The sequence below is a fragment of the Streptomyces luteolus genome (genome assembly GCF_029968015.1).
GTDB classification, from domain to species: domain Bacteria; phylum Actinomycetota; class Actinomycetes; order Streptomycetales; family Streptomycetaceae; genus Streptomyces; species Streptomyces luteolus.
Window position 1 is genome coordinate 40,641 of record NZ_JASCIS010000025.1, and the last position, 25,962, is coordinate 66,602.

The following is a 25,962-nucleotide window of genomic DNA, read 5'->3' on the forward strand; positions in this document are numbered from 1 at the left end:
AGGCCGCGGCGCCGTGGGGGTACCTACCCTGCTCTGGGGGCACCTCCCGGCCGGAGGCTGGGAGAGTCGTGGACCCGCGAAGATCGGGGAGGCGGCCCTGGAGGCGCTGAGCCCGGTCCCCACCCGGACGGCCTACTTCTGCCCGTCTTGGCATGCTGGGAGGCATGAGCACTTCGAGCAGCAGCGCCCCCGGCCTCGCGCACACCGCCGTCGTCTTCGATCTCGACGGGACACTCGTGGACAGCGAGCCCAACTACTTCGAGGCCGGCCGGCAGCTGCTCGCCGCGCAGGGCGTCCCGGACTTCACGTGGCAGGAGCACGAGAGGTACGTGGGCATCAGCACGGCCGAGACGCTGGCGATCTGGCGGGAGAAGTACGCGCTGAGCACGCCGCTCGACCGGCTGCTCGCCGAGAAGAACCGGCTTTACCTGGAGCTGGCGGCGGCCGAGACGCACGCGTACCCGCAGATGCGGGCCTTCGTCGAGCTGCTGCACGCGCAGGGGGTGCCGATGGCCGTGGCGTCGGGTTCGTCGCGCGCGGCGATCACCGCGATCCTGCGGGGCACGGGCCTCGACGCGCTGCTGACCACGCTGGTCTCGGCCGAGGAGGTGCAGCGGGGGAAGCCGGAGCCCGATGTCTTCCTTGAGGCGGCCCGGCGCCTCGGGGTCGCGCCCGCGGACTGCGTCGTCCTGGAGGACGCGGCGCCGGGCGCGGTGGCCGCGCGGAAGGCGGGCATGGGCTGTATCGCGATCCCGTACGTGGCGGCGACCGCCGACGACCCGGCGTTCGCCACGGCGGGTCTCGTGTTCCCGGGCGGGCAGCGGGAGTTCACGGCGAAGGCGGCCTACGACTGGTTGCGCACCTCCCGCGTGGCGTCCTGACGGGACGTCACCGAGCTTGACCTGGCTGCTTCTTGACGGACCGTAGGGGAATCCTCCGGGGTCAGGAAGCGCGGGAAGCGGGGTTCGACCACGGGTCGCAGGACGCGGCGGACCGGCGTGCTGGACAGCACCGCGGTCACGGCCACCCCGAACAGCGCGAGCAGCAGCAGCGCCCCGGCGCCGAGCCGTCCGACCAGCTCGTACATCCCGTACGCCTGTCCCGTCTGCACGAGCAGGCCGTGCACCAGGAACGGGAACATGGTGGCCGCGCCGAGCGCCGTGAACACGGTGCGCCGGGCGGGGACGAGAGCGAAGAACGCCACGATGAGCGCGGCCGAGACGACGAACAGGCCGAGCCGGATCGCGAGGTATTCCAGGGAGCCGGTCTGCAGCTCGGCGTTGTTGTTCCGCATGTAGAGCCAGTTGGCGTTGATGTGCGGTGCGATGGCGTACGCGAGGGCGAGTGCCGCGAGCAGCACGAGCGGGGCCGAGCGGCGCACGGCGCGGGTGCGGAGGCGGTGGAAGTGCTCGGGGCGCAGCCGCAGCCCGAGCACGAACCAGGGCAGGAACATCAGGACGCGGGGCAGGGCAAGTTCGTATCCGATGCCGGTGAGGCCCGCGGCGAGCGAGATCAGTACGGCGAGGGCGACGGGGTGGCGCACGGCCCGCCACACGGGAGCGGTGATGCGCCACAGGAAGAGCGCGACCAGGAACCACAGGAGGTAGATGGGTTCGGTGGGCGTGAGCGCGAACGGAGCGTCGTAGATCAGGGTCTGCAGCGCCTTGTAGACGACGGTGAAGAACAGGTACGGCGCGAGGACGCGGGTGAGCAGGGCTCTGATCTGTGGGCCCGTGCCGGTGAATCCGCGCGAGAAGAGGCCGCAGAGCAGCACGAACGCCGGCATGTGGAAGAGATAGAGGACGGTGTACGCGGCCTTGACGGTCTCCATGTCCCGTACGAGGACGGCCCAGTTGTGGCCGATGACGACCAGGGCCACGAGCAGGAACTTCGCGTTGTCGAAGAAGGGGTCGCGTCCCGGCGGGGCCGGTGGTCCGGTCGGTGTGAGGCGGCGGCGCAGGGGCTGGAGCGTCGTGGAGAGGGTCACGGGCGGCTGCTTCCTCGCATCGTGCTTCCTTCGGTCCTTTCCCTCTGTGAACGACGGGGGTCCGGTGCGGTCGTGGCGGGCAACGGAAGAGCCGTGCCGCAGGCGGGTGCGGCACGGCTCCTCGGTGGCGAGCTGCGGCGGTCAGAAGGTGAAGACCTCGCCGGTGGCCGCCTCGGCCTCGCAGGAGTTGGCGAAGGTCTTCCACTGGTTCACGTGGCGGCCGTGCCAGTGGCCGTAGGCGTGCACCGTCACCGGCCTGTACTGCTTGGTGCACATCTGGTCCGGGTTCTTGTCGAGCTTGTGGATGTTCCCGTTCACGTCCCGGAGCAGCCTGCAGGCAGTACGGGGCGTCGGGTGGGTGCCGCCGGGAGGGTTGCAGGTCAGAAGCGCGAAGGACGCCTCCGACGGCACGGTGCTGTAGCGACCGTCGTGCTTCATCAGGGTCAGCTTCGCGCCGGGCCGCATCGGCTTGGGTGCCGACTCCGAGGCGGCGGCGACGGGCTGCGCCCCGAGGGCGATCGCACAGAGCGCGGCGGCGAGGGCCACGCGGGTGCGAGAGATGCGTGCAGTCATAAGTCATACGTGTAGCTCTTCGGCCTCCGTTGTTCCGCGACCGTCACCCACCTGGCGCGTGTCGCCCGCGGGACCGCCCGACTGCGTGCGGACCGGCCGCCGGGCCCCGACGTGCGCGTACAGCACGAGTCCGGGTGCGGTGCGGCGATCGGCCGACGTGGCGGGGCGGGGCTCATCGGGTGCGCCACTGGTGGTCGGGCAGGAACGCCACGTCGTACGCCTGGGGCACGGAGGCGAACTCGCCGGGGGCGGGGACGACGGGTTCGCGGGGCAGGCCGAGCTCGGCGGCGGGGGCGCCGAGCGTCTCGAGGACCCGCTCGAAGGTGCCTCCCGGCCCGCGCCAGCGCGTCGAGCAGGCCGGGCGCACGCTCGCCCGGCTGGAGCAGGTGCTCGCGGAGCGGATCGGGCCGGAGCACGTGGCCGCGCTGCGGGCGGCCCTGGAGGCACCGTGGGGAGATCCGCCCCGCTGTAGCGGAGCCGGAGCGGCCGCCGCCTCGGCAGGGCTCGACGCGTCCGGTGCCGATGTGCGGCCGCAGCCGGTCGGTGACGGCCGTGAACCGCCCCGCCCCGAACGCGCGGAGCGGATCCCCTCTCGCGGACGCCGATGGGGGCGTGCGGGCCCGGCCGTGTCACGGAACCAGCGCGCCTGCTCAGTCTCGGCGTCCGGCGCCGGGCGGGGGCGGCTCCGGTGGGGGCGTACCCGGGCCCGGATAGGCGGGCGGCGGTGTGCCCGGCAGGGTCGCGCCGCGGCTTCCGCGCCAGGCGACCTCGGCGGCTTCTTGCCGTACCCGGGCGGCCTCCTCGGACTGGCCGGTCTCCACGAGGAGTTCACTCAGGCGGACGAGCGCGGCGTGCCGCTCCCCCTGGAAACGGCCGGGCTGGGCCGCGACGAGCCGCTGCCACTGCTCGACGGCGGCCCGGGCCCGGTAGGCGGCCTCAGCCTTGTGGCCCTGGGCGCTCAACTCGTCCCGGTCGCGGTCGAGTTGGCGGGCGAGGCTGCGCAGTTCGGTGCGTGCCGTCTCCTCCTCGGGCCGGGTCGCCGCGTATTCCCGCGCGGGCGGCTCCGGGGTCGCCCTGCGCCGCCTCACGAACCCCCACACCGCGAGACCGAGCAGCATCCCGGCGACGACCCCGTACACCACCACCCCCTGCAGGCCAGACACCAACATCCCCCGTACGGTGCCCCGTTACCTGGAGCGGTTACCTTCCACCGAGGGCCGCCGGTCCCCCGAACTCCGGCGGCCCCGAGAAGTATGGCCCTCGGCACAGGCCGAGTGGAACAGATTTCTAGAAGATTCTTCCAGTACGCAGTACGCAGTACGGGCGACGAGTGACGGGTGACGGAGTGAGGCCATGCACGAGGCAGCGAGCGGAGACGGCCAACCAGGGGAACTGCGACGGCGGTTGGGGCTCTCCGACGCGGTCGTGATCGGGCTCGGCTCAATGGTCGGTGCGGGCATCTTCGCCGCGCTCGGCCCCGCGGCGCGCGCGGCGGGGTCGGCCCTGCTGCCGGGTCTCGGGGTCGCAGCACTGGTGGCGTACTGCAACGCGACGTCGTCCGCGCGGCTCGCCGCGCGCTTTCCGGCGTCGGGCGGCACCTATGTCTACGGCCGCGCCCGGCTCGGCGAGTTCTGGGGGTTCCTCGCTGGCTGGGGCTTCGTGGTGGGCAAGACGGCGTCGTGCGCGGCGATGGCGCTCACGGTGGGGGCGTACGTCTGGCCGGGTCGGGAGCATGCCGTCGCGGTGGCGGCCGTCCTGGTGCTGACCGCCGTGAACTACGCAGGGGTGCAGAAGTCGGTGCTCCTCACCCGACTGATCGTCACGGTCGTCCTCGCGGTCCTCGCGTCCGTCGTGATCGCCGTCGCCGTCTCGGTGGGGACGTCGTCGGGACCGGCGTGGAGCGACCGCCTCGCGCTCGGGGACGGCGCGACGCCCGGTGGGGTCCTGGAGGCGGCCGGGCTGCTGTTCTTCGCCTTCGCCGGGTACGCGCGGATCGCGACGCTCGGCGAGGAGGTACGCGATCCGCAGCGCACCATCCCCCGGGCCGTCCCGCTCGCCCTGGGCATCGCGCTCGCGGTGTACGCGGCCGTGTCGGTCGCGGTGCTCGCCGCGCTCGGGCCGAAGGGTCTGGCGGAGGCGACCGCCCCGCTGGCGGACGCGGCGCGCGCCGCGGGGGCGGAGTGGCTGGTGCCGGTCACGCGCGCGGGTGCGGCGGTGGCCGCGCTCGGCTCACTGCTCGCGCTGATCCTGGGCGTCTCCCGTACGACGCTGGCGATGGCCCGGGACCGCAATCTGCCGCACGGGCTCTCCGCCGTGCACCCGCGCTTCCGGGTGCCGCACCGCGCGGAACTCGCCGTCGGGGCGGTCGTCGCGGTGGCGGCGGCGACGGTGGACCTGCGGGAGGCGATCGGCTTCTCGTCGTTCACCGTCCTCGCGTACTACGCCGTCACCAACGCCTCGGCCTGGACCCTGACCCCGGCCGAGGGCCGCCCGCCCCGGATCGTCCCGGCGGCCGGACTGGCCGGGTGCGCGCTCCTCGCCTTCGCTCTGCCGACCGCTTCGGTGGTGGCCGGGAGTGCGGTGCTCGGGGCGGGTGCGCTGTTCTACGGGGTGCGGGGTCGGACCCAACACAGAGCCGCGTGAGGGCGGTTGTGGTACGTTCACCGCCGCTGTGCGTCGCTGCGGACCGAGGAGGTGAGACCGATCAACGGTGTGACAGGTCGGGGCTCCCTCTCTCGCATGGCTCGGGGAGTGCCCGCGTAAGGCATCCCGAAAGGCTTGCAACGCTATGCGCTTCACCTCTCAGACGTCGTCGGACGGCGTGTCCGAACAGTTCTTCACCCTCGGTGGGATTCCCGGCGTGCTGTGGACACCGACGGATGCCGCCGGTACGCGTCCCCTCATCCTGATGGGCCACGGCGGCGGTCAGCACAAGAAGGCCCCCGGCATCGAGTTCCGCGCCCGCCGCTTCGTGACCGAATGCGACTTCGCGGTGGTGGCGGTCGACGTACCCGGTCATGGCGACCGGCCGAAGGACGCGGAGTACGACCGGATCGCCACCGAGAACGCGGCCCGCGTGGCGGCCGGGGAGGAACTGGCTCCGCTGATCGCCGGTTTCCAGGCGATGGTGGCGCGCCGGACGGTCCCGGAATGGCGGGCGGTCCTGGACGCGGTCCAGGAACTCGACCACGTCGGCGCCGGGCCGGTGGGCTACTGGGGAGTGTCCCTGGGCTGCGGGCTCGGCGTTCCGTTCGTCGCCGCCGAGCCCCGGGTCCGCGCGGCGGTCCTGGGCCTGGGCGGGGCTTCGGTGCCGGACCCGGAGTCGGGGTCGGGGTCGGAGTCGGGTTCGGAGTCGGCTGCTGGACGGGTCACCGTGCCCGTGGAGTTCCTGGTGCAGTGGGACGACGAGCGGGTGCCCCGGGCCGAGAGCCTGGCGCTGTTCGACGCCCTGGCCTCGGCCGAGAAGACGCTGCACGCCAATCCCGGCAAGCACGGAGAGATCCCCGCGTTCGAGGGGGACAGCACGCTCCGCTTCTTCACCCGGCACCTGAGCTGAACGAGGCCGCTGCTCGGCGGGGCCCCACCTGGTGAGGCGGGGCCTCGCCTGGTGAGGCGGGGCCCCGCGGCTCACTCGTCCCTGCGCCGTACCTGCATCACCGTGAAGCCGAGGACTCCCGCCACCAGGGCGCCGCCCAGGGCGAGTTGGGTGGGGCTGATGTCGGAGAAGGCGCCGCCCTCGCCCGCCTTCACGCCTTTGTGGAGCCCGCCCGTCTCATGGCCGCCGGTGTGGCCGCCGGTGTGACCTCCCGTCCGGCCTCCCGTGTCGCCCCCTCCGGCGATCATCAGCGGCACCGTCTTCGTCTTGCGTTTGCAGGTGAACGTGACCTCGTACTCCGCACCCCGGTTGGCGTCCGGGTAGACGTGTGCGGTGGCGGAGTGGCCCTCGTTCAGTTCGACCGGGTCGAAGATCGGCGCGTCCACCTTGACCGTGGGCACCTGGCAGCCGCTGGAGCTGAGCGTCACCTGCCCGCCCGGGGCGACCGTGCTCGGTGTGACGCTCACCCGCCACGAACCGGTGCTGTCGGCCGTCGCGACGGGTGCCGCCGCCACGGTCAGCGCGCAGGCCGCCAGGATTCCCGCCGCGCCCCGTACCTCTGCTCGCATCGTGTGTGCCCTCTCTTCCCGCAGGTCCGCGGGCACCCCTGCACTGTGTCGAGGCATGCCCCTGCCTCAAGCGACGCTAGGGAGCGCGGCGGTGCGCCGCCGCCCGGCGGGGGCCGGACGAAGTACCCGAGGGGCGCCGGTCCGGGGGGCAAGCGGGTGCGGCGGGTGGCCTGCGTTCGCGCCGGACCCTGCCCTGACGATGGGCACGGCCGCAGACTGTTCCCGATGAAGCCCGCACACCCCGGCACCTTCCGATGGAGGCCCCTTGTCGCCCGAGTCGCCCGAGCCGCCCGAGTCGCCCGAACCGCCCGAGCCGCCCGAGTCACCTGAGTCGCCCGAGTCGCCCGTGTCACCTGAGTCGCCCGAGCCACCCGAGCCGCCCGAACCGCCCGCGTCGCCCGTGTCACCTGAGTCGCCCGAACCGCCCGAGCCGACCGCGTCGCCCGAGCCACCCGTCTCGCCCGCGTCGCCCGAGTCACCCGTCGAGTCGCCCCTCCCCCGCGCCCTCCTGGTCATGGAGGACCGCGCGTTCGCCCTGCAGTTCGGCCCGGTCGAGCAGGCCCGGCTGCATGCTCTCGCACGTGTCGAAGAGCCCCTCTCCGTAAGCGAGTTGACTTCGCCCGAGGCCCGGCGCCGGCTGGACGGGGCCGAGGTGCTGATCACCTCGTGGGGCTGCCCGCGCCTCGACGCGGACGTGCTCGACGCCGCACCGCGCCTGCGGGCCGTCCTGCACGCGGCCGGTTCCGTGCGCGGGCATGTCACCGAGGCGGTCTTCGACCGGGGCATCCTCGTCACGACAGCCGCCGACGCCAACGCCGAGCCCGTCGTCCACTTCACCCTGGCCGCCGTCCTGTGGGCGTTCAAGAAGGCGCCGTTCCTCGCGCAGGACGCCCGTACGTACCGAGAGGACCTGACGTACGTCGAGGGGCGCGGCGAACTCAGCGGTGTGGGGCGGACCGTGGTCGTCGTCGGCTTCTCCCGCATCGGGAGCCGTCTCGTGCGGCTCCTTCGCGAACTCGACCTGGCGCGCGTCCTGGTCGTGGACCCGGTGGCCGACCCGGCGGCCGTACGCGCGGCGGGCGCCGAACCCGTGAGCCTCGCCGAAGCCCTGCCGCAGGCCGATGTGCTGAGCCTGCACGCGCCCGCCCTGCCCGAGACCCGGCACCTGATCGGCGCGGCCGAACTCGCGGCCCTGCCCCCGGACGCGGTCCTGATCAACACCGCGCGCGGCAGTCTCGTCGACACCCACGCCCTGGAGAAGGCGTGTGCCGCAGGCCTGCACGCGATCCTCGACGTGACGGAGCCCGAACCGCTGCCCGCCGACTCGCCGTTGTACGCGCTGCCGAACGTCATGCTCACCCCGCACATCGCGGGCTCCCTCGGTTCGGAGGCGCGCCGGATGAGCGGCATGGCCCTCACGGAACTGGAACGCCTCACGAGCGGCCGGCCGCCGCTCGCCCCCCTCACCCGGGACTCACTGACCGTGCAGGCCTGAGCCGCGCGCGAGGAGTAAGTATGAAGCCGAACAACGGAGTTGACGTACCCGCACGGTCCCGCATCTCGCCCCGTACCGGCTGGGAGCGGCGGCACTGGGCCGCGCTCGCCGACCGGATGCTGAAGGCACTCGACGCCCACCGCTCCCCCGGCGGCGCCCGCGTCCTGCTGCCCGGCCCGTACAGCTCGTCGGGCCCGGACTCCGACGGACTTGAGGGGTACGCGCGTTCCCTGCTGCTCGCCGGATTCCGGATCGCGGGCGAGCGGGGCGCCGACCCGGACCACCTCATCGAGCGGTACGCGGCCGGGCTCGCCGCAGGAACCGACCCGCATCACCCCGAGGCCTGGCCGCGCCCCGACCTGGTGGGGCAGGCGAAGGTGGAGGCCGCCTCGCTTGCCCTGATCCTCCAGCTGACCAAGGACTGGCTGTGGGACAAGCTCGACGACCGGGTGCGCGAGGCGACGGTGGCCTGGCTGTCGACGGTGGTGAACCAGCCGTACGTACGGAACAACTGGGTGTGGTTCCGGATCGTCACCGAGTCGTTTCTGCGCGAGGCGGGCGGGCCCTGGTCGGCCGCGGACATCGAGGAGGACCTGGCGTTCCACGCCTCGATGCGGCGCGCGGGCGGCTGGCTGGCCGACGGCGAGGAGCGCGGTTACGACCACTACGTGGGCTGGGCGCTGCACACCTACCCGCTGCTGTGGACCCGCCTCTTCGACGTCACCGGCTCGCTCTGCCCGCCGGAGGTCCGGGCCGGCTGGGAGGCGGACCTCGCCCGCTATCTGGACGACGCGGTCCGCCTGGTGGGAGCCGACGGTTCGCCGCTGCTTCAGGGCCGCAGTCTGATCTACCGGTACGCGGCCGCGGCCCCGCTGTGGATGGGTGCCCTCACCGGCGCCGGACGGCTCTCGCCGGGGCTCACCCGGCGCGCGGCGAGCGGCATGCTCGACCACTTCACGCGGCGCCAAGTGCCGGACGCCGAAGGCCTGTTGACGCTCGGCTGGCATCACGCCTGGCCCGGCATACGGCAGTCCTACTCGGGCCCCGGATCGCCGTACTGGGCGGCGAAGGGCATGCTCGGGCTCGCGCTGCCCGCCGACCATCCGGTGTGGACGGCGGTGGAGGAGCCGCTGCCGCTGGAGGAGTCGGATCAGTCCAGGGCGGTCGAGGCGCCGGGCTGGCTGGTCTCGGCCCGGCGCGCCGACGGTGTCGTCACGGTCCTCAACCACGGTACGGACCACGCCCTGCCCGGCACGGTCCGCTCCGACGCCCCGGTCTACGCCCGCCTCGGCTACTCCACGGCCACGCTGCCGCCGCTGACCGGCCCGACCGTCGCGGACCCGCTGGACAACACGGTCACCCTGCTCGACGCCGACGGCCGGGCCTCGCACCGCACCGGCTTCACCGCCCTCGGCACGCACGAGCTCCCGGGCGGCGCCCTGATGGCGCTCTCCTCGGGCCGGGTGCACTGGGTGGACCTCACCGGCGACACGGGCCTCGACCACGGCTCAGGGCGCACCGGCCCGGCGACTCCCGGCCCGGTGGTCACGGTCGCGTCGGTGGTACGCGACGGGGTCGAGGTCCGCCTCGCCAGGGTCGAGGGTCCGCCGGGCCCGGCCGTCCGACTCCGCCTGGGCGGCTGGCCGTTGACGGCGGACACGCCGCCGGGGTCGGATTCCGGGCACGCCCCGAAGCCGTACGCGACCGCTTCGACGGAGGGGCTGACGTCACGGCTGCACGCGCTGACGGGCTTCGCCGGGGCGGGCGTCCACACGGAGGAGGGCACCAGTCCGCTCGGACGGTTCACGGCCGTGCCGTGGCTGACCGCCGAGGTCCCCGCGCCCGGCACGACCCTCGCCGCCGTGGTTACGTTGACGCGCGAGGCCCCCGCGCACCACCCCACGCTCCAGGTGCGGCCGGACGGTGACGGCGGGCATCTGGCGCGCGTCGACTGGCCTGGCGGGGTGGTGACTCAGGCCCGTATACGGAAGGTCTGAGCCCGGTGGGCGCGGTCAGCGGTGGCTGACGACGTTCACCACGCGCCCGTCGGGGTCCTTCACGAAGAACCGGCGTACGCCCCACTCCTCGTCCTGCAGCGGGTGCACGATCTCCGCGCCGCTGCCTTGCAGCGCGGCATGGACCGCGTCCACGTCCTCGACCTCCACGCTGAGGTCGGGCACGACGGGCGCGGTCTTGTCGTGCGTCATGAAGCTGACCTGGGCGGTGGGATTGGACGGCGAAGCGAGCGTCATGATCCACCCCTGGTTCATGACCTCCTGGAAGCCCAACTTGCCGTAGAAGTCCCGGTTCTGCTCCAGGTCGCCGGTGTGGAAGTCGGGCATGGCGCGGCGGATGGTCACGGTCACTCACTCCTGTTCAGGGCGCTACGACGGTGATGCGTCCCTGATTCTCTCCGCGACCGCCGTCTCCACACGTGCCCCACGCCCACGCCCGTGCTCCCCTGCGACCGGCCGGCGGCCCGGCGCGGTGAGGACGGCCAGGCAGGCGACGACGAGCGCGACTCCGGCCCAGCCGACGGCAGGCAGCCGTTCGCCGACGACCAGGACGGCGAGGACGGCGGCGACGGCCGGTTCGAGCAGCGACAGGGTGGTGGCCGTGCTCGCCGGTACGTGCGCGAGCCCCCAGCCGAACAGCACGTACCCGGCGAACATCGGGACGAGCGCCATGTACACCCCCACGGCCGCGGCGGACCAGGACGCGAGGAGCGGGGCGCCGGTGAGCAGCAGCACGGGCACGAGCAGCAGCCCGCCGGCACCGAAGACGGCGCCCATCGCGGCGCGCGAGGGGATGCCGTGGGTGATGAGCCGGTGGGCGGTCCAGGAGTAGAGGGCGTACGTCGTGGCGGCGGCCAGGCCGAGGCCCACGCCGAGAAGGGTGCCCGCCACGGAGCGGCCGTCCGCCCCTCCGGGCCCGGGTGCGTGCACGGTTTCGGCGAGGCAGAGCAGGACGGTGCCGGTCAGGCCGAGGGCGGCGCCGAGTTTCCAGCGGCGGGTCAAATGCCTCCGGTCGACGGCGCGTTCGATGACGGCGGAGGCGAGCGGCGCCGTGCCGATGGAGACCACGGTGCCGACCGCGACCCCGGCCAGCCGCATCGAGCTGTAGAACGCGAGCGGATAGACGGCCACGGCGAGCGCGCCGAGCAGCACGGTGCCGCGCCGGGCGTGGAGGGCGGGCGCATGACGGGTGATCAGGGGCGCGGCGATGAGGGCCTGGAGGAGTCCGCCGAGGCCCATGGCGACGGCGCCGATCGCGAGCGGGCCCACGCCGGGCGCGAAGGTCGCGGCCGTGCCGGTCGTGCCCCACAGCACGGAGGCCGCGAGGACGCAGAGCGCGCCGAGGCCCACGGACCGCTGGGCCCCCGCGCCGGTCACAGGGTGTCCAGGAGGGACTCGGCGAGCGTCCGGGCGCGCCGCACGCGGGCGCCGTCGCCTTCGAGGCCCGCCCGCGCCATCGCACCCTCCAGGAGGAACGCGAGGTGCTCCGCCAACTCCCGTGCGTGGTCCGGCTGTTCGGGCAGCAGCTCGGCGAGGTGGCCCGCGATCAGCCGCTCCACCTCCTCCTTGTGGCGGCGCACCACCGCGCGGCCCTCGTCCCGGGCGGGCAGTTCGGCCGCCGCGTTGAGCAGCCCGCACCCCCGGAAGCCCTGCTCATACACGGACGCGGCGTGGTCGGCGTACGCGTCGAAGACGGCGAGCACTCCGGCACGCGGACCGTCGGCCCGTTCCAGGCGGGCGCGGTAGAGGCCGAGCCACTCCTCGTGCCGGGCGTCGAGGTAGGCGCCGACGAGTTCGGCCTTGGACGCGAAGTTGTTGTAGAGGCTCATCTTCGCGACACCGGCCTCCGCGGTGATGGTGTCGATGCCGGTGGCCGCCACGCCGTCGGCGTAGAAGCGCCGGGCGGCGGCCGCGAGCAGCCGCTCCCTCGCGGGCCTCCGCCGCCCCTTGCCCGACGTGCCTGAGCCGGTTCCCGTCATCGCGCACTCCACTAATTAGGTAGATAGGTCTACCTAGACTAGCAGCCGCCGAAGTGGGTCAGCTGCTGCCGTACGGCCGCGGTGACGCGTGCCTCGTCGTCCGTGGCGAGCAGATCGAGGAGTGCCCCCCGGAGTACGGCGAGGGCGAGGGTGCGGCGGGTCGTCCCCTGCTCGCCGTCCCGCTCGGCCGGGGGCTGGCAGCCGGCGAGGGCGTCGAGCCAGTCGTCCACGGTGCGGCGCGCGAACCCGCCCCAGGCGCCGTCCGGTTCGACGAGCGAGCGGGCGTACGCCTCGGCCCACAGGCGGAGCAGCGGCCGGTGCTCGGGCGCGGCCAGCCAGGCCCACACCTCCTCGACCGCCCGCACGAGCCCGATGGACTCCTTCCGCCCTGCGGGGCCGAAGCGGTCGAGCAGGGCGAGCTCGTCGGCGCGGGCCCGCGCGAGCAGCGCCCGGACGAGACCGTCCTTGCTGCCGAACAGAAAGATCAGGACGCGCGGACTGGAGCCGATGGCGGCGGCCAGGGGACGCAGCGAGAGGTCGGCGAGGCCGTGCGTGAGGGCGTACGCGTAGGCCGCCTCCAGGAGTTCGACCTGCCGGGCGGAGGGGGTTGTCGCTTCCTCGGACATGGGCCTAGCCTAGAGCTACTGAAACAGTCGTGTCAGTGGGCGCCGGGAGGCGCGAGCGCAGGCCACGGGAGGACTCCATGTCACCTCAGGACGGACCCCCGCACGTCGTCGTGCGTCCTGCGGACCGACCCGGCGATCTGGGCTGGGTGGTGATGGCGCACGGCGAGTGCTACGCCGAACAGTTCGGCTGGGACGGCGAGTTCGAGGCGATGGTCGCCCGGATCGTGGCGGACTACGCCGCCGGGCACGATCCGGCGCGCGAGGGCGCCTGGATCGCCGAGGTCGACGGCGAGCGGGCCGGCTGCGTGTTCCTGGTGGCCGCAGACGAGCCCGGTACGGCGAAGCTGCGCACCCTTCTCGTCACCCCGAAGGCGCGCGGCCTCGGCCTCGGCAACCGGCTCGTCGAGCAGTGCCTCGACCTGGCCCGAGCGGCCGGGTACCGGCGGGTGACGCTGTGGACCAACTCCCTGCTGGTCTCGGCCCGCAGGATCTACGAGGCACACGGCTTCACGCTCGCCGACGAGTCCCCGCACCACAGTTTCGGCCACGACCTGGTCGGCCAGAACTGGACGCTCGATCTCGCCTGACGGACTACGGCGCGAGAACGTCCAGTTCCTCCAGGGCGCCCAGGGTGATCTCCCGGGTCAGCTCCTGAGCCCGTTCCGCGTCGCGCTCCCGTACGGCCTCGGCGACCTTGACGTGCAGCGTGACGGCCGCCGGGTCCGGGTCCTCGAACATCACCTGGTGGTGCGTACGACCGGTGAGGACCTCGGCGACCACGTCGCCGAGGCGGGCGAACATCTCGTTGCCCGAGGCCCGCAGGATGGTGCGGTGGAACTCGATGTCGTGGATCAGATAGCCCTCCAACTGCCGTCCGCGTGAGTGGGAGACCATGCCGATCGCGCACTCGGTGAGGGCCGCGCACTGCTCGGCGGTCGCGTGAGTGGCGGCCAGGCCCGCGGCCGCGGGTTCGACGGCGGAGCGCAGCACGGTCAGCGAGCGCAGTTGCCGCGGCCGGTCGGCGCCGGCCAGTCGCCAGCGGATGACCTGGGGGTCGTAGACGTTCCACTCGGGCGTCGGAAGGACCGTCACGCCGACGCGGCGGCGTGACTCGACCAGGTGCATGGACTCCAGGACGCGCACCGCCTCGCGCATCACGGAGCGCGACACCTCGAACTCCTTCGACAGTTCGTCCATCCTCAGGACGCTGCCGGGCGGGTACGCGCCGCCCGTGATGGCGGGCCCGAGGCTCTCCAGTACGCGGGCGTGCAGCCCTCGGACCTGTGCAGTCATGGCGTAAGCCTACGAGGAGAGCTCGGCGACAATAAGTCTGACTTTTAAGTCACAGGGTCTTGAATTCCTCTGACCTAATGAGTTTCAGTGGCGTGACGCACGACCACGGCCGTGTGAACGGATGTCGAAGAAGACAGCGAGGCAGCAGCCATGCACACCCCCCACGTCGTCGTAGTCATGGGCGTGGCAGGAACCGGTAAGACCACCATCGGCCCCCTGCTCGCGGCCCGGCTCGGCGTCCCGTACGCCGAGGGCGACGACTTCCACCCCGAGGCGAACATCGCCAAGATGTCGGCGGGCACCCCGCTGACCGACGACGACCGGTGGCCGTGGCTGGACGCCATCGGCGCCTGGGCGCACGGCAGGTCCGGTCTCGGCGGGGTGGTCAGCAGTTCGGCACTCAAGCGGAGTTACCGCGAGAGGCTGCGGTCGGCCGCACCCGGCCTCGTCTTCGTCCATCTGACCGGTTCACGCGAGCTCATCGAGGACCGGATGTCGCACCGCCAGGGCCACTTCATGCCGACGGCCCTGCTCGACTCGCAGTTCGCCACGCTCCAGCCGCTCGGCGCGGACGAGGCGGGCGTCGACGTCGACGTGGCGGGCAGCCCGGCGGAGATCACCGAGCGCGCCGTCCAAGCCCTCCGCACTCTCGACGCGGCGGACGGCGGCGCACCGCCCTCGCCGCAGCAGCCGTCCTCGCACTGACCTCCCGCGCCGCCGTCCCCCGCGGTGGCGCACCCCGGCCGCGCCCGCACCCCTGCGTACGCGGCCACTCCCCCGTAACCACCCCTCTCCTGCAAGGGAAACACCGTGACCAGTCTCAGCGTCGAGACGTTGGCAGCGGAGGCCGTCGAGCCGATCACCTCGGCGGGCCACGCCCAGCTCGGGATCGCCGTCCTCGCGGGCATCGCCGTCATCGTCCTGCTCATCACCAAGTTCAAGGTGCACGCGTTCCTGGCGCTGACCATCGGGTCGCTCGCGCTCGGGGCCTTCGCCGGTGCCCCGCTCGACAAGGCCATCACGAGCTTCACCGCCGGGCTCGGCTCGACCGTCGCGGGCGTCGGCGTGCTGATCGCCCTCGGCGCGATACTCGGCAAGCTGCTCGCGGACTCCGGCGGCGCCGACCAGATCGTCGACACCATCCTGGCCAAGGCCGGCGGGCGGTCCATGCCCTGGGCGATCGTGCTGATCGCCAGCGTCATCGGACTGCCGCTGTTCTTCGAGGTCGGCATCGTGCTGCTGATCCCGGTCGTCCTGATGGTCGCCAAGCGCGGCAACTACTCGCTGATGCGCATCGGCATCCCGGCCCTCGCCGGCCTCTCCGTGATGCACGGCCTCATCCCGCCGCACCCCGGCCCGCTCGTCGCCATCGACGCGGTCGGCGCCAACCTCGGTGTCACGCTCGCGCTCGGTGTGCTCGTCGCCATACCGACGGTGATCATCGCCGGTCCGTTGTTCTCGAAGATCGCGGCCCGCTGGGTGGACATCCCGGTGCCCGAGAAGATGGTGGGCTCCGACGGCTCGTCCGACGCGCTCGGCAAGCGCCCCTCCGGTGACGTCGCCAAGCTGCCGAGCTTCGGTGCCACGATCTCGACCGTGCTCCTTCCCGTCGTCCTGATGCTGTCCAAGGCCCTGGTCGACATCGTCGTGGACCACCCCGAGCACACCGTGCAGCGCGTCTTCGACGTGATCGGCTCGCCGCTGATCGCCCTGCTCGCCGCGGTCGTCGTCGGCATGTTCACCCTGGGCCGCGCCGCCGGGTTCTCCAAGGGGAAGATCACGGCCACGGTCGAGAAGTCGCTCGCCCCGATCGCGGGCATCCTGCTGATCGTCTGCGCCGGCGGCGGCTTCAAGCAGACGCTGATCGACTCCGGCGTCGGCGAGATGGTCCTGGAGATCTCCAAGGACTGGGCGATCCCGGCACTGCTCCTTGCCTGGCTGATCGCCGTCGTCATCCGCCTGGCCACGGGTTCCGCGACCGTCGCGACGGTCTCCGCCGCCGGACTGGTCGCGCCGCTCGCCGCCGACATGTCGACCGCGCACACGGCCCTGCTCGTCCTCGCGATCGGCGCGGGCTCGCTGTTCTTCAGCCATGTCAACGACGCGGGCTTCTGGCTGGTCAAGGAGTACTTCGGCATGAACGTCGGCCAGACCATCAAGACCTGGTCGGTGATGGAGACGATCATCTCGGTCGTCGCCGGTGCCCTGGTCCTGCTGCTCTCGCTGATCATCTAGCCAGGCCCGCGCACCACCGCGGGCCTCCCCCGGCCGGAACCCCCCTCCGGCCCCGCCGACCCGCCCCGCCCGACACGACGGTTTCCCCGGCCGTACGTCGTGGCAGGGCGGGTCGGCGTTTCTCGTACGCGCCTGTTTTCGGTGAACGGTCTACTGCCGTACGGATCAAGCCACTTCGGCGTTGCGGAGCTGCGCACAGCAGCGTGGTGATTACCGTGCGTACTTCGAGCGGGCGGCCCGGACGGCCGCCCCTGTGCCGTACGAGGAGGCCCCGAGTGAAGCCGACCGGCCCGCTCCGCATCGTTCTTGCCGCCCTGGGTGTCACGGTCACCGTGGCCCTGGCGCCGTCCGCCGCCGCCGCGCCCGAAGCGCCGAGTCAGCCGCGCACCGCGGCCGCACCGGGCGCGGCCGCACCGGGCGCGGTGTGCACCGGCGAGTACCACGGCGACGCCCGCCTCGGGCCTGAGCGGCTGCCCAAGCGGTGGCACGCTCCGGTCGGCCCGCTCCTGAAGAACTGGGACAGGACCGGCGGCCTCTCCGACGACGCGTACCTGAAGAAGTACTGGGAGGGCCCGGCGGACGGCGGCGGCTGGAAGTACCCGCCCAACGACGGCTTCGCCGAGAAGAACGGCGAGATCGACAAGGAGCCCACCAAGCTCCGCGAGGGCCAGCGCCTCGACCGCTTCGGCTCCGAGTACGGCGCGTACCTCGCCCCGGCCGGCGACCCGTACGAGGAGCGGGCGCTGCCGCCGCAGAACCTCAACACCCGTGACGCGAGCGCCCCTTGCGACTACCGCGTGTACAAGGTCAGCAAGCCGTTCTGGGTGTGGCAGGGCAGCATCGCGCCTTGGTTCGAGCAGCCCGGCGGGGGCCAGCAGATGAAGCTGGACGCGGTGTTCCTGGACCCGGGCGAGGGGCAGCGGCTGAACGTGAAGTGGCTCCTGGAGCACGGCTACCTCGCCCCCGTCCCGCGGTGACCGCCCCGGACGCGACATGAACCGCACCACCCTGCGTGCCGCGCTGACCGCGGCGGGAGTGCCCGACGGCCACTACCGCATCGAAGGCGTCCACGAACCGGCCCCCACGCCCCCGGACTTCCTGTTCCTGCGCAGGTCACCGGATGGCGCGTGGGAGACCGGCGCGTACGAGCGCGGCATCTACGAAGTGATCACCCACCACAGCACGGAGGCCGAGGCCTGCGCGGCGCTGCTGCGTCTGCTCACCTGACGGGCCCCGGCCTCGGCCCCGGCAACCGGCCCCGGCCCCGGCCCCGGAACGTGCGACGGCACGGTCCGGGGCCTCTTCCTTGTCCCCCCGAATCCGTACGGAGATCGACTCCCGCATGCGTGCGCCCGCGCTCCCCTATCGACAGCTCAACAGCCTGGCCACCTGGTTCCTGGGGACGGCGGCGCTCGCCGCGGGGGCGGCGCTGCTGCTCTCCGCCGGGCCGTCGGCGGCCGAACTCCGGTCCGTCGCCGGGGAGGTGCTGATCACCTCGGTGGGCATCGCCGTGCTCGTGAACCTCGCGGGCAGGCGCCGCGACCGGCAGGAGCTGACCGAGGCGATCGGCCTGCGGCACGACGTCGAGCACAGCGGGCTGCTCGCCGTGGGCACCGACTACCTCGACCTGCTCGACTGGGACCACCACCTGGCCCGCACCCGCACCCTCGACGTGTCCTGCGCCTGGTCCACGACCTGGCGCGGCGCGCACCGCGAGGAACTGCTGCGGCTCGTGCGCAGGCCGGGCGCGAAGGTCAGGTTCTTCCTCGCGGACCACACCGACCCCGCGTGCGTGACCGCGCTCGGCACGCGCTTCCACCCGGTCCACACGGAGCACGACGTGCGCGCGAAGGTCCAGGAGGCGGTGGCCGACTGCGTCCGGCTCGCGGCGACCGCGCCGGCCGGGGCGGTGGAGATCTGGGCCTGCCCCGGCTTCCGGGCGTCGACGATCTACCGCATGGACGAGGCCCTGGTGGTCACGCAGTACCACGCGCAGCCGGACCGGCAGTCGGTGCCGTGCCACGCGTACCGTCCCGGATCGCCTCTCCACGCCTTCTACGAGCGGGAGTTGGTGGCGATCCGGGACGCGAGCAAGCAGATCTTTCCGTGAGCGTGCGGGCGCGGCGGCCGCGGGATCAGCTCTTGCGGGCCTGGTTGAAGCGCAGCATGTTTCCGGCGGGGTCGCGGAACGCGCAGTCGCGGACGCCGTAGGGCTGGTCGACGGGCTCCTGGAGCACATCGCCGCCGGCGGCGCGGATCCGCTCGAAGGTGGCGTCGACGTCGTCGGTCTGGAAGATGACGCCGCGCAGCAGCCCCTTGGCGAGGAGTTCCGCCATGGCCTGCCGGTCGGCGGCGGGGGCGTTCGGGTCGGCGAGCGGCGGTTCGAGGACGATGTTCACGTCGGGCTGGTCGGGCGAGCCGACGGTCACCCAGCGCATGCCCTCGAAGCCGACGTCGTTGCGTACTTCCAGGCCGAGGACGTCCCGGTAGAAGGGCAGTGCCTTGTCGTGGTCGTCGACGGCGATGAAACAGGTGGCGAGGTTCATGTCCATGCGCTTCACGCTAGGCGCCGGGCGGGGGCTTCGCTTCTCCGTTCCTGACCGGTCGGGTGGAGACCTTCGCGACGCAGGCGGGGACGGCCGCCCCGTCCGCGTGGTCGCGGGCCCGGTAGGCGCTGGGGCTCTCGCCCACCAGCTCGGTGAAGCGCGAGCTGAACGAGCCGAGTGACGTACAGCCCACCTCGAAGCAGACCTCGGTCACGGACAGGTCGCCGCGTCGCAGCAGGGCCTTGGCGCGCTCGATGCGGCGCGTCATCAGATAGCTGTACGGAGTCTCCCCGTACGCGGCGCGGAAGCTGCGGGAGAAGTGGCCCGGTGACATGAGGGCGACCCGCGCCAGGGCCGCCACGTCCAGTGGCTGTGCGTAGTCGCGGTCCATGACATCACGGGCTTTGCGGAGACGTACGAGGTCCTCCAGGTTGCTCACCCGTCCAGCTTCGCACAGCGGTCGTATGGGGTTCGGTGACGGACCATGACGGCCTGAGTGACGGCCGGAGGCGTGCGCGGAGCACGCAATCCGCTAGGGAGTGTCGGCCACATCCAGGACGAAGTCGAAGGTGCCCTGCCGGTCGGTTCCGTTGTCCTGGACGGTCATGAGCAGTGCGGGGTCGAAGAGGGCGTCGGTGTGGTTGCGCGGCTCGTCCGGGAAGTACAGCTGCGTCGTGAGTACGGCCTCGCCCGGGGCCTGCGCCTTCACGTGCAGGTGGCGGGTGCGTCCCGGATAGAGGCCCGGCACGATCGTGGTGAGCGCGAAGGCGCCGGTGTTGTCGGTGAACTGGTGGCCGCGGAAGGCGTATCCGGCGAGGTCGTAGGAGCCGTTGTCGTCCGCCTGCCAGAAGTCGAGGAGCACGCCGGGCAGCGGGGTGCAGGTGCGGCTGAAGACGTAGCCGCTGACCGTGAGCGGGATGCCGGGGGTGCCCGGCGGCGCGAGGTCGGTGCGCAGCGGCGAGTTGGGTTTGAAGTACGGCCCTTCCATCTGCTCATGGGTGGGACCGTCGCCGTCGTCGCAGGTCGGGGTGGGTGCGAGCGGGCCGCCACGGGTGGCGGTGTCACGGGCGAGCGCGGCGCCGCCGGAGGTGAGCAGCGGCACGGTTCCGGCGACGAGGGCTGCCTTCAGGAGCGCCTTGCGGGTGATGTCGTGGGGCGGCGGGGGCGGCGGGGGCGGCGGGGGCGGTGTCATGTCGGTACCTCGCATTCCTTGGACGCACGCCGTGCGGGCGAGCGGTCGGCCGAGGTGGGGTCGTCGAGGAACGTACCGGCGCCCCCCGCGGCTGCCCAGATTCCGCCCGGCCCCTGCGCGGGCGTTATGCCCGCGCGAGAAGGCCCGGTGTCACGCCCGGGCGAGGAGGCCCAGTGTCACGCCCGGGCGGGAAGGCCCGGTGTTCACGCCCGCGCGAGGAGTGCGCGCAGCGCCCGTACGACCTCCTTCGGGGCCTCCTCGGCCACGAAGTGGCCGCAGGTCACGGTGGTGTGGTCGAGGTTGTCGGCCCACGCTCCCCACAGGGCGGCCGCCTCGAACCCGAGGGCGGCGCCCCAGTCCTGCTGGAGGACGGCGACGGGCATGGTGAGGCGGTTGCCGGCGGCGCGGTCGGCCCGGTCGTGGGCGGTGTCGATTCCGGCCGAGGCGCGGTAGTCGGCGACGATCGACGGCACGGCCGTGCGGGAGGCCCGCAGGTAGGCGGCGCGTACGTCCTCCGGGAGGGCGGCGGGGTCCTTGGTCCAGGTGTCGAGGAAGTGGGCGAAGAACGTGTCCGCGCTCGCCTCGATCATCGCCTCCGGCAGTCCGGGCGGCTGTGCCATCAGGTAGAGGTGGAAGCCGACGGCCGCCGACGTGCCGTGCAGCGCCTCCCACATGTCCAGGGTGGGCAGTACGTCGAGGCAGGCCAGGTGGGAGACGGCCTCGGGGTGGTCGAGCCCGGCGCGGAAGGCGACCAGGGCACCCCGGTCGTGCCCGGCGAGCGCGAAGCGGTCGTGGCCGAGAGCGCGGGCGAGGTGGACGACGTCCTGGGCCATGGTCCGTTTCGCGTACGTGGTCTCGTCCGCCTCGGCCGGTTTGTCGCTGGCGCCGTATCCGCGCAGGTCGGGGCAGATGACGGTGTGGTCGGCGGCCAGTTCGGGGGCGACGTGCCGCCACATCAGACGGGTCTGCGGGAAGCCGTGCAGCAGCACGATCGGCGGGCCCGAGCCGCCGACGGCCGCTTCGAGCGCGACTCCTTCGGCGACCGGCACCCTCTGGTGGCGGAATCCGGGGATCGTAGGGGTCGCGGGCATCGGCCTCACCTCAGTCGTGTTTTGGTCGTGCGGGCGCCACCAGCTTCGGCAGCGCGGATGAGCAACGGATGAGCAGCGGAAGGGCGCGCGCCGGGCGCGGGGCGTGGTCCACCGCGGGTCCGCGAGGATGGACGCGCACGCACGGACCACGGAAGGACAGCCACCCATGCACGTCACGTTCGGAGTGCTCGGTGCCGTCGCCGCCTGGGACGCGGAACAGCGGCCGCTGGCGCTCAAGGGGCCCCGGCACCGTGCCGTCCTGGCCCGGCTGATCGTGGCCCGCCGCCAGGTCGTCCCCGTGGCACGGCTCGTCGCCGACCTGTGGGAGGAGCCGCCGAAGGACGCGACGGGCACGGTCCGTACGTTCGTCGCCGCGCTGCGCCGGGCCGTCGAGCCGGACCGGCCGCCCCGCACCCCGCCTCGGCTGCTCGTCACGGAGGGTCCGGGGTACGCGCTGCGCGCCGGGGCCGGTGACGTCGACGCGTGGCAGTTCGAGCAGGCGGTGGACGCGGTGACGGACGCAGCGCCCCCGGCCACCGCGCTCGGCCTGCTCACCGAGGCGCTCGACCGGTGGCGCGGCCCGGCGTACGCGGACTTCGCCGATGCCCCGTGGGCCCGTACGGAGCGCACCCGTCTCACCCAACTCCGCCTGCACGCCGTCGAGTTGAGGGCGGAGGCGCAGCTGGCTCTGGGCGCGCCCGCGCAGGCGGTCGCCGACCTGGACGCGCATGCCGGCGAGCACCCGTGGCGCGAGGAGGCATGGCGGCTCCTCGCCCTGGGCCTGTACCGGGCGGGCCGCCAGGCCGACGCCCTGTCCGTGCTGCGCCGCGCCCGCACCCTCCTCAAGGAACAGCTCGGCGTGGACCCCGGCCCGCGCCTGCGCCACCTTGAGGAGGACGTGCTGCGCCAGGCCGACCACCTCGACCCGGGCGCCCACGGCTCGGCCGCGCAGGTGTGGACGCGGGCGACGACGGCGTACGAGAGCAACGTCGCGCCGCGTGCCCGCATTCAACTGGAGTCCAGCGTGGGCCTGTTGCGCGATCTGGCGGTGACAGGTGGCGGCGGCCTCATGACGGCGCGTCGCCATCGACTGGCGGCGGTCGCGGCCGCGGAGGAGCTGGGCGACCCGGAGCTGACGGCCCGGGTCATCGGCCGGTACGACGTACCCGCCCTGTGGACCCGCTCCGACGACCCGGAGCAGTCGCGCCTCCTGGTGGGCGCGGCCGAGCGCACGCTGCGGCGCCTGCCTTCGGACGGTGCGGCGGCGGCGCGCTGCCGCCTGCTCGCCACGATCGCCGTCGAGTCACGCGGGATGCTGCCGACGGACGGCACCAACTGCCCTGCCGGTACGACGAGTTCGCGGCCGTTGCAGGCCGCGCGCCAGGCGGAGGCGCTGGCCCGCGAGCTCGACGATGCGGCGCTGCTCGCGTTCGCCCTCAACGGCACGTTCATGCAGAGCTTCCACCGTGCCGGGCTCGCCCCGCGCCGGGACGCCGTGGGTGCGGAGATCGTCGCGTTGTCCGTACGCCACGACCTGCCGCGGTACGAGGTGCTCGGCCATCTCATCCGTGTGCAGGGCCGTGCCGCGCTCGCCGACCTCGCCGGGGCGGACCGGCACGCCGCGGCCGCCGACGCCCTCGCCGCCCGCCACGACCTGCCGCTGGTGGCCGTGTTCACCACCTGGTACCGGGCGCTGCGCACGGCCCTGACGCAGCCGGCCGACGCGGCCCGTGCCGCGTATCGCGAGGCGGCCCGCACCCTCGAAGGCGCCGGGATGCCCGGCCTCTCCGAGGGGTTGCTGCCGCTGGCCCTGCTCTCCGTGGACGTCCTGCACGGCACGACGTACGGCGACGGCCCGGATACCGAGTGGGGCCCGTACGAGCCCTGGGTCCGCCCGCTGCTCCTCGCCGATCTCGGGCGGATCGACGAGGCCCGCACGGCGCTGCGCGCGGCCCCCGAACCACCGCGGGATCTGCTCAACGAGGCGCTGTGGTGTGTGCTGGGCCGGGCCGCCCTGGCGGTGGGCGACCGTACGACGGCCCGCCTGGCGCACACCCACCTGCGACCGGCAGCCGCCGAACAGGCGGGAGCGGGCAGCGGGTTGCTGACGTTCGGGCCGGTGGAGCGTCAACTTGCCGAGCTGGGCGGGTTGTTGGGCTGAGCCCACCCGGCCCCCCGTTACCGTCTGTCAGGCCTCCGCGGGCGCCTTGGGCTGCTCGTCGGCGGGCTCGGCTGCGGGCGTGCTGGTCGCCGAGGCGGCGGTCGGGGTGGTGGCGGTGGTGGTGGCGGGCGTGCCGAACCAGACCGCGCCCTGCTTCTCCTCGCGCTCGATGGCGCCCTTGCGCAGCAGGCCGTTGAGGGCGTTGCGCACGGACTGGGTGCTGGAGGCGCGCTCGGGGTGCTTCTGCTTCAGCTCGTCGAAAATCTCCCGCACCGTGCGCCGCTCCGGGGAGTGGCCGCCGAGCAGGCCCGCGATGACGTCCTGGAGGGTGGGGCCCCCGGGAGTCTTGCTCTCCGCCTTGCCGCCCGGTGCCTTGGTGGCCGTATTGCTCGTGGGTGCCTTGGTCGTGGCCGTATTGCTCGTGGATACCTTGGTCGTGGCCGTATTGCTCGCGGCCGTGTTGCTCGTGGCTGCCTTGCTCGTGGCCGTCTTCGCCGTGGTCTTCTTGGCCGGAGCCTTCTTCGACGGCGCCTTCTTCGTCGCCGAGGCCTTGTTCGTCGCCGAGGCCTTGTTCGTCGCCGAGGCCTTGTTCGTGGCCGAGGCCTTGTTCGTGGCGGACGGCTTCTTGGCCGTTGCGGGCTTCTTGGCCGTCGCCGGCTTCTTGCCCGGGCGTCGCTGCTGCGGCACCGACTCCCCCGCCGCCGTGGCCTCGTCCGTCACGGATGCGCGGGTTGCCGTCTCCGGCTCGCTCCTGGGTGTGGTCTCGTGGCCGAGTGCGGCGAGCATTCCGCTCAACGCCGTGTGGTCCTCGCGGAGTTGGGCGAGGCGCGCTTCGAGCTCCTTCTGCTCCTGCTCGTTGCGGGCCAGCTCCTGAGCGAACTGCGGGGCGTACCGGTCCTGGACCGAGGAAGTGCCATTCTCGTCAGACACAACGGCTCCCTTTCGTAGAGTTGTTGGAGTCGTGCCCGGATGCTACTCACGCGGGTGTGCCCGACGTCCACCGAACGGGATTACCTCACCCTTGCGCGGGGCGGGAGTGGGACCACCGACCCCGCCTATGGCATGAGTCACAGAAGAATCGCCTGCACCGTGCACAACCTTCCCGGTATGCCCCTTTCGCGTGACACCGAGGGCGCCCGATCCCCTCGTACCGGCGGAAATCGCAGGTGGGAGCGGCCCGGGGGCGCCCTACACTCATCGCACTCCAGCCACTCCCCCCGACCAGGAAGGTCCCCTGTGACGCTGAACCGCGCCCTTGCCACCACCGTCGTGGCCGCCGTGGCCGCGCCCGTCGTCCTCGCGGCCGCCGCACCGGCGTTCGCCCACGGCACCCCTGTGACACAGGCCGCCGCCCGGCCGAGCGCGTCGGGCCAAGAGAACGTGCCCACGTACGACGACCTCAAGAAGGCAGCCGCGGCGGCGAAGAAGGCGTACGACGACGCCGTGGTCGCCGAGAGCGAGGGCCGCAAGGAGGTCGAGGCGACGCTGAAGGCGCTGGAGTCCGAGTCGCACCCGCTCAACAAGGCCTGGCGCGACGCCGAGAAGGCCGCGAAGGACGCCGCCGACGCGAAGGACGCGGCCGACCAGGACGTGACGGACGCGAAGGCGGCGCTCGAAGCGGCCGGGAGCGAGGCCGAGAAGGCCGAGGCACAGAAGGCCCTGGACGCGGCGGAGACCGCCCAGGCCGAGGCCGTCGAGGCGCTGGAGACGGCGCGCGGCAAGGCGAAGTCCGCCCGTACGGAGCTCGATGACGCGCGGGTTGCCGCGACCCGCAAGTACCACCTGGTGAAGAAAGCGCTGAGCGAGGCGCGCACGGCCAAGGAGGCCGCCGACAAGGCGCTCGCCGAGGCCCGCGAGTGCGTCCGCGACAACGCGCTGACCTCTGTTGCCGTCGGGCTGCCGTCGAAGGTGGTGGCGGGCGAGAGCGTCGACTTCACGTTCCGCGTCACCAACGGCGGTACGCGCACGCTGAGCGTCGACCCGCTGGCGGGTGCGCACCTGAAGGACGCGCGGCTCGACGAGGCGCTGAAGGTGGAGTGGTCGGACGGCTCCGCGTGGCACGCCCTCGACCAGGCCAAGGGTGCCGAACACCTCGGCCGCGTCGACGAGTTGAAGCCGGGTGCGCGCAGCGAGGTGAAGATGCGGCTCACCGTCGGCGCGAAGGCCGTCGAGAAGGGTGCGAAGAACGCCGAGGGCTTCGCGCTGTTCGCCGCCGACGCCTTCGACGCGTACAAGCCGTGTGTGCTCGGTCCGATGAAGCGCTACGACTTCGAGGTGCTGCCCGTCGGCAGCGAGCCCGGCGACGTGGACGACGCGAAGCCCGGCAAGCCCGGCAGCGGTGACGACGAGCGCCCCGGTCCGGGCGAGACGGGCGCGGACCACGGCAAGGACACGTCCGCGCAGGGCGGTGCCGGTGCGTCGGCGAAGTCCGGGGCCGACGGCGAGGCCGGGGGCGACCTCGCCGAGACGGGTGCCTCGTCGGCGACGCTGCCGCTGACCCTCGCGGGCGCGGCTGCCGTGACGGTCGGCGCGGGCGCGGTGTTCGTCGTACGGCGCCGCAAGGCGGCTGCGCAGAGCTGACCCGTAGGTCACGTGCGGTGGAGGG

General features: G+C 72.9%; 27 protein-coding genes and 1 pseudogene. 13 read left to right on the top strand and 15 right to left on the bottom strand.

Annotated features, from left to right (window positions below; genetic code table 11):
* The first annotated feature begins 164 nt into the window (after positions 1–164).
* Positions 165–881, top strand: a complete 717-nt coding sequence (locus QIT00_RS23625; protein WP_282537372.1) for an HAD family hydrolase — start codon at positions 165–167, stop codon at positions 879–881.
* Here QIT00_RS23625 and QIT00_RS23630 read toward each other — a convergent pair.
* From QIT00_RS23630 to QIT00_RS23645, 4 genes are all read right to left on the bottom strand, one after another.
* The gene (locus QIT00_RS23630) at positions 845–1,987 is read right to left on the bottom strand and encodes an acyltransferase family protein (RefSeq protein WP_282537373.1); all 1,143 of its coding nucleotides are present in this window, start codon (positions 1,985–1,987) and stop codon (positions 845–847) included. The two genes, QIT00_RS23625 and QIT00_RS23630, sit on opposite strands and share 37 nt — an antisense overlap.
* Positions 1,988–2,128: 141 nt before the next feature.
* The gene (locus QIT00_RS23635; protein WP_282537374.1) at positions 2,129–2,560 is read right to left on the bottom strand and encodes an SSI family serine proteinase inhibitor; all 432 of its coding nucleotides are present in this window, start codon (positions 2,558–2,560) and stop codon (positions 2,129–2,131) included.
* 172 nt (positions 2,561–2,732) lie between these two features.
* Positions 2,733–2,927, bottom strand: a complete 195-nt coding sequence (locus QIT00_RS23640) for a hypothetical protein (RefSeq protein WP_282537375.1) — start codon at positions 2,925–2,927, stop codon at positions 2,733–2,735.
* A gap of 283 nt (positions 2,928–3,210) precedes the next feature.
* Positions 3,211–3,729: a DUF6479 family protein gene (locus QIT00_RS23645; RefSeq protein WP_282537376.1), complete on the bottom strand. Its 519-nt coding sequence runs from the start codon at positions 3,727–3,729 to the stop codon at positions 3,211–3,213.
* Between the two features lie 184 nt (positions 3,730–3,913).
* Here QIT00_RS23645 and QIT00_RS23650 point away from each other — a divergent pair, with 184 nt between their 5' ends.
* Both QIT00_RS23650 and QIT00_RS23655 read left to right on the top strand, forming a co-directional pair.
* Complete coding sequence (locus tag QIT00_RS23650; RefSeq protein WP_282537377.1) at positions 3,914–5,203, top strand: APC family permease; 1,290 nt, start codon at positions 3,914–3,916, stop codon at positions 5,201–5,203.
* A 145-nt stretch (positions 5,204–5,348) separates the two neighbouring features.
* Complete coding sequence (locus QIT00_RS23655; RefSeq protein WP_282537378.1) at positions 5,349–6,116, top strand: dienelactone hydrolase family protein; 768 nt, start codon at positions 5,349–5,351, stop codon at positions 6,114–6,116.
* A 71-nt stretch (positions 6,117–6,187) separates the two neighbouring features.
* On the opposite strand, the gene QIT00_RS23660 is transcribed toward QIT00_RS23655, so the two are convergent.
* Positions 6,188–6,724, bottom strand: coding sequence for a hypothetical protein (locus QIT00_RS23660; RefSeq protein ID WP_282537379.1), 537 nt, complete (start codon positions 6,722–6,724; stop codon positions 6,188–6,190).
* A 265-nt stretch (positions 6,725–6,989) separates the two neighbouring features.
* Between QIT00_RS23660 and QIT00_RS23665 the strand changes: the two genes are divergently transcribed.
* Both QIT00_RS23665 and QIT00_RS23670 read left to right on the top strand, forming a co-directional pair.
* Entirely contained in the window at positions 6,990–8,219 is a 1,230-nt protein-coding gene (locus QIT00_RS23665; RefSeq protein WP_282537380.1) for a hydroxyacid dehydrogenase, read from the top strand.
* A 20-nt stretch (positions 8,220–8,239) separates the two neighbouring features.
* Positions 8,240–10,216: a DUF2264 domain-containing protein gene (locus tag QIT00_RS23670; RefSeq protein WP_282537381.1), complete on the top strand. Its 1,977-nt coding sequence runs from the start codon at positions 8,240–8,242 to the stop codon at positions 10,214–10,216.
* A gap of 15 nt (positions 10,217–10,231) precedes the next feature.
* Here the strand turns inward: QIT00_RS23670 and QIT00_RS23675 are convergent, their stop codons facing one another.
* The 4 genes from QIT00_RS23675 to QIT00_RS23690 are packed head-to-tail and all read right to left on the bottom strand — an operon-like array spanning position 10,232 to position 12,839.
* Positions 10,232–10,579, bottom strand: coding sequence for a VOC family protein (locus QIT00_RS23675; protein WP_282537382.1), 348 nt, complete (start codon positions 10,577–10,579; stop codon positions 10,232–10,234).
* A gap of 24 nt (positions 10,580–10,603) precedes the next feature.
* Positions 10,604–11,611, bottom strand: a complete 1,008-nt coding sequence (locus tag QIT00_RS23680; RefSeq protein ID WP_282537383.1) for a DMT family transporter — start codon at positions 11,609–11,611, stop codon at positions 10,604–10,606.
* Entirely contained in the window at positions 11,608–12,213 is a 606-nt protein-coding gene (locus tag QIT00_RS23685) for a TetR/AcrR family transcriptional regulator (protein WP_282537384.1), read from the bottom strand. Before QIT00_RS23685 ends, QIT00_RS23680 begins: the two co-directional genes overlap by 4 nt.
* A 38-nt stretch (positions 12,214–12,251) precedes the next feature.
* Complete coding sequence (locus QIT00_RS23690) at positions 12,252–12,839, bottom strand: TetR family transcriptional regulator (protein ID WP_282537385.1); 588 nt, start codon at positions 12,837–12,839, stop codon at positions 12,252–12,254.
* A 77-nt stretch (positions 12,840–12,916) separates the two neighbouring features.
* Here QIT00_RS23690 and QIT00_RS23695 point away from each other — a divergent pair, with 77 nt between their 5' ends.
* Positions 12,917–13,426, top strand: coding sequence for a GNAT family N-acetyltransferase (locus QIT00_RS23695; protein ID WP_282537386.1), 510 nt, complete (start codon positions 12,917–12,919; stop codon positions 13,424–13,426).
* Between the two features lie 4 nt (positions 13,427–13,430).
* Here QIT00_RS23695 and QIT00_RS23700 read toward each other — a convergent pair whose 3' ends face one another.
* Complete coding sequence (locus QIT00_RS23700; RefSeq protein WP_282537387.1) at positions 13,431–14,132, bottom strand: FadR/GntR family transcriptional regulator; 702 nt, start codon at positions 14,130–14,132, stop codon at positions 13,431–13,433.
* 150 nt (positions 14,133–14,282) lie between these two features.
* Here QIT00_RS23700 and QIT00_RS23705 point away from each other — a divergent pair, with 150 nt between their 5' ends.
* From QIT00_RS23705 to QIT00_RS23725, 5 genes are all read left to right on the top strand, one after another.
* A complete protein-coding gene (locus tag QIT00_RS23705; RefSeq protein ID WP_282537388.1) occupies positions 14,283–14,837 on the top strand; it encodes a gluconokinase in 555 nt (184 codons plus the stop codon).
* A gap of 105 nt (positions 14,838–14,942) precedes the next feature.
* Complete coding sequence (locus QIT00_RS23710; RefSeq protein ID WP_282537389.1) at positions 14,943–16,367, top strand: GntT/GntP/DsdX family permease; 1,425 nt, start codon at positions 14,943–14,945, stop codon at positions 16,365–16,367.
* 275 nt (positions 16,368–16,642) lie between these two features.
* Positions 16,643–17,344, top strand: a complete 702-nt coding sequence (locus tag QIT00_RS23715) for a TNT domain-containing protein (protein ID WP_282537390.1) — start codon at positions 16,643–16,645, stop codon at positions 17,342–17,344.
* Positions 17,345–17,360: 16 nt separating this feature from the next.
* Positions 17,361–17,594, top strand: coding sequence for a hypothetical protein (locus QIT00_RS23720; protein WP_282537391.1), 234 nt, complete (start codon positions 17,361–17,363; stop codon positions 17,592–17,594).
* Between the two features lie 115 nt (positions 17,595–17,709).
* A complete protein-coding gene (locus QIT00_RS23725) occupies positions 17,710–18,477 on the top strand; it encodes a hypothetical protein (protein ID WP_282537392.1) in 768 nt (255 codons plus the stop codon).
* A gap of 25 nt (positions 18,478–18,502) precedes the next feature.
* On the opposite strand, the gene QIT00_RS23730 is transcribed toward QIT00_RS23725, so the two are convergent.
* The 4 genes and pseudogenes from QIT00_RS23730 to QIT00_RS23745 form a co-directional block, all read right to left on the bottom strand.
* Entirely contained in the window at positions 18,503–18,919 is a 417-nt protein-coding gene (locus tag QIT00_RS23730; RefSeq protein ID WP_282537393.1) for a VOC family protein, read from the bottom strand.
* A gap of 10 nt (positions 18,920–18,929) precedes the next feature.
* Entirely contained in the window at positions 18,930–19,352 is a 423-nt protein-coding gene (locus QIT00_RS23735) for a helix-turn-helix transcriptional regulator (protein WP_282537394.1), read from the bottom strand.
* A gap of 96 nt (positions 19,353–19,448) precedes the next feature.
* Positions 19,449–20,105, bottom strand: a pseudogene (locus tag QIT00_RS23740) (dioxygenase family protein); the annotation flags it as partial.
* A gap of 203 nt (positions 20,106–20,308) precedes the next feature.
* Positions 20,309–21,196 (bottom strand): alpha/beta hydrolase, encoded by an 888-nt coding sequence (locus QIT00_RS23745; protein WP_282537396.1) that lies wholly within the window; start codon positions 21,194–21,196, stop codon positions 20,309–20,311.
* 166 nt (positions 21,197–21,362) lie between these two features.
* Between QIT00_RS23745 and QIT00_RS23750 the strand changes: the two genes are divergently transcribed.
* Entirely contained in the window at positions 21,363–23,357 is a 1,995-nt protein-coding gene (locus tag QIT00_RS23750; RefSeq protein ID WP_282537397.1) for an AfsR/SARP family transcriptional regulator, read from the top strand.
* Positions 23,358–23,384: 27 nt separating this feature from the next.
* On the opposite strand, the gene QIT00_RS23755 is transcribed toward QIT00_RS23750, so the two are convergent.
* Positions 23,385–24,287 carry a hypothetical protein gene (locus QIT00_RS23755; RefSeq protein WP_282537398.1) on the bottom strand — a complete coding sequence of 301 codons (903 nt, stop codon included), beginning with the start codon at positions 24,285–24,287 and terminating at the stop codon, positions 23,385–23,387.
* Positions 24,288–24,593: 306 nt separating this feature from the next.
* Between QIT00_RS23755 and QIT00_RS23760 the strand changes: the two genes are divergently transcribed.
* On the top strand, positions 24,594–25,937 hold the full coding sequence (locus tag QIT00_RS23760) for an LAETG motif-containing sortase-dependent surface protein (RefSeq protein ID WP_282537399.1): 1,344 nt from the start codon (positions 24,594–24,596) through the stop codon (positions 25,935–25,937).
* Positions 25,938–25,962 lie beyond the last annotated feature (25 nt).